The sequence below is a fragment of the Micromonospora sp. NPDC003776 genome (genome assembly GCF_053605645.1).
The window spans coordinates 1-2811 of sequence record NZ_JBSGJR010000745.1 but is presented as its reverse complement, the minus strand read 5'-3'; the positions used below and the strand labels follow the sequence as shown (position 1 = coordinate 2811).

The window sequence follows — 2811 nt, the reverse complement described above, 5'->3', positions numbered from 1 at the left end:
GGAGTGGAAAAGGCTGCCCCGGGACCCCGTCACCGGGCCCCGGGCAGCCGGTTGCTTCCGCTCAGGCGCGGTACCAGACGGTGACGTCGGCGGGGACGGCGTCGCCGTCGAGCGGGGCGCTCGCGGCCAGCACCTCGGCGCCGGCCGGCAGCGGCACCGGCGCCGCGCCGAAGTTGGTCAGCACGGTGAGCTCCCGGTTGGTGAAGGTGAGCACCTCGTCGCCGGAGGAGAGCCAGCGCAGCGGGCCCTGGCCCAGCCCGTGCTCGCGGCGCAGCCGCAACGCCGTCCGGTACAGCTCGTACGTCGAGCCGGGCACCCCGCGCTGCCGGTCGAGGGCGTACTCGGCCCAGCTCGGCGGCTGGGGGAGCCAGCTCGCGTCGGTCGGCCCGAAGCCGTACGAGGGGGCGTCGGCCTCCCACGGGATCGGCACCCGGCAGCCGTCCCGGCCGCGCTGGGTGTGCCCGCTGCGCTCCCAGGTCGGGTCCTGCCGGGCCTCGTCGGGGAGCGTGGTGTGCTCGGGCAGCCCCAGCTCCTCGCCCTGGTATAGGTACGCCGAGCCGGGCAGGGCGAGCATCAGCAGGCTGGCCGCCCGGGCGCGGCGCAGGCCCAGCGCCGCGTCGGGCTGCGGGTCACCGATGCCGATGCCGTTCGGCCGGCCGCCGCCGACCGGCAGGCCGAGGCGGGAGGCGTGCCGCACCACGTCGTGGTTGGAGAGCACCCACGTGGTGGGGGCGCCGACCGAGTCGGTGGCCTCCAGGGAGCGGGTGATCACGGCGTACTGGGCCGGCGCGGTCCAGGCGGCGAGCAGGTACTCGAAGTTGAACGCCTGGTGCATCTCGTCGGGCCGGACGTAGCGGGCCAGCCGTTCGGCCGGCTCCACCCACGCCTCGGCGACCAGGATGCGGTCACCGTCGTACGAGTCGAGCAGCCGCCGCCACTCGCGGTAGATCTCGTGCACCCCGTCCTGGTCCCACATGGGCGGCCGCGGCTTGTCGACCTCGGCGCCGGAGAGGATCTCCGGTTGCTCCTGCCAGTCGGCCAGGTCGGCCTGCTTGATCAGCCCGTGGGCCACGTCCACCCGGAAGCCGTCCACGCCCCGGTCCAGCCAGAACCGGAGGATGTCCAGGAACTCGGCACGGACCTCGGGGTTGCCCCAGTTGAGGTCGGGCTGCCCGGTGTCGAACAGGTGCAGGTACCACTGGCCGTCCGGCAGCCGGGTCCAGGCGGGGCCTCCGAAGACGCTCTGCCAGTCGTTCGGCGGCTCGGCGCCCTGCGGGCCCTTGCCGTCCCGGAAGACGTAGCGCTGCCGCTCGGGGCTGCCCGGGCCGGCGGTGAGCGCGGCCTGGAACCAGCGGTGCTGGGACGAGGTGTGGTTCGGCACCAGGTCGACGATCACCCGGAGCCCGCGCGCCTTCGCCTCGGCGATCATCTTGTCGGCGTCGCCGAGGGTGCCGAAGAGCGGGTCGACGTCCCGGTAGTCGGCCACGTCGTACCCGGCGTCGGCCTGGGGTGACGGGTAGAACGGCGACAGCCAGACCGCGTCGACCCCCAGCTCGGAGAGGTGGCCGAGGCGGGCGGTGATGCCGGGGAGGTCCCCGATCCCGTCGCCGTTCGAGTCGGCGTACGAGCGCGGGTAGATCTGGTAGATGACGGCCTCGGTCCACCAGCCGGTGGCCGGGTCCTGCTGCGTCGCGTCGGTGTTCAGCGCCTTCTCCCTGTCGTGCGTACGGGATGAATCCGTTCAGTGTGCCCGCGGTGGCGCGGTCGACTCCCGCACCACCAGGCGAGTGGGCAGGATCACGGGCGGCGTCGGCGTGTCGCCGCCCGTCTCCGGATCGCGGGGCGCGGGCACCAGGCCGCCGTACGGTTCGGCGGCGCGGACCCCGAGCGGGTCGAGCAGGATCCGGGCGGCGAGCTGCCCCTGCTCCGCCGCGGGCTGGGCGATGGTGCTCAGCCCGAGCACCCCGGCCAGGTCGTGGTCGTCGACGCCGATCACGCTGACGTCCTGGGGCACCCGCAGCCCGGCGTCGCGCAGCGCGGTCATCGCGCCCATCGCCATCTCGTCGCAGGCCGCGAAGATCGCGGTCGGCGGCTCGCCCCGGGCCAGCAGCTCGGTGGCCGCCTGGATGCCCCCGTCGATGGTGAACTGGGACTCCACGTCCAGGCTCGGGTCCGGCCGGATCCCGGCCGCGCGCAGCGCCTCCTGGTAGCCGCGCCGGCGGTCGAGGTGGGTGGTGAAGGCCAGCTCGTCGTCCGGGTCGCCGGAGATGTGCGCGATCCGGGTGTGGCCGAGGTCGAGCAGGTGCCGGGTCGCGGTCCACGCCGCGGCCACGTCGTCGATCCGGACGCACGGCCAGCCGGGGACCCCGCTGCCGGAGCTGATCGTCACGCCCGGCAGGTCCAGCTTGGTCAGCGCGGTCACGTCCGCCGGGCGCAGCGGGGTCGCGACCAGGATGATCGCGTCGACCCGCTTGTGCAGGCTGGCCGTCCGCAGCACCCGCCGCCGGATCTGCTCCCGCCCGCCGAGGTTGTAGAGCAGCAGGTCGTAGCCGTTCTCGTGGAGGTGGTCCTCGACCGCCTCCACGACCGTGGCGAAGAACCAGCGGGTGATCCGCGGGACCACCACGGCCACCGTGCCGGTCTTTCCGCCGGCCAGCCGCGACGCGCTGGGCGAGACCGCGTACTGGAGCTGCTCGGCGGCGGCCAGCACCCGCCGCCGGGTGGCGGCCGAGACGGTCGGGAGGCCGCGCAGCGCCCGGGAGACCGTGGCCGTGGAGACCCCGGCCAGCCGGGCGACGTCGTCAATCCTGG

General features: G+C 74.6%; 2 protein-coding genes. Both read right to left on the bottom strand.

Features of this window, described 5'->3' with window-relative positions; genetic code table 11:
* Positions 1 to 61: 61 nt before the first annotated feature.
* Entirely contained in the window at positions 62 to 1705 is a 1644-nt protein-coding gene (locus ACWEVO_RS34310; protein WP_452311570.1) for a glycoside hydrolase family 13 protein, read from the bottom strand.
* Positions 1706 to 1741: 36 nt separating this feature from the next.
* A partial coding sequence (locus tag ACWEVO_RS34305) for a LacI family DNA-binding transcriptional regulator (RefSeq protein ID WP_452311569.1) occupies positions 1742 to 2811 on the bottom strand: 1070 nt, incomplete at its 5' end.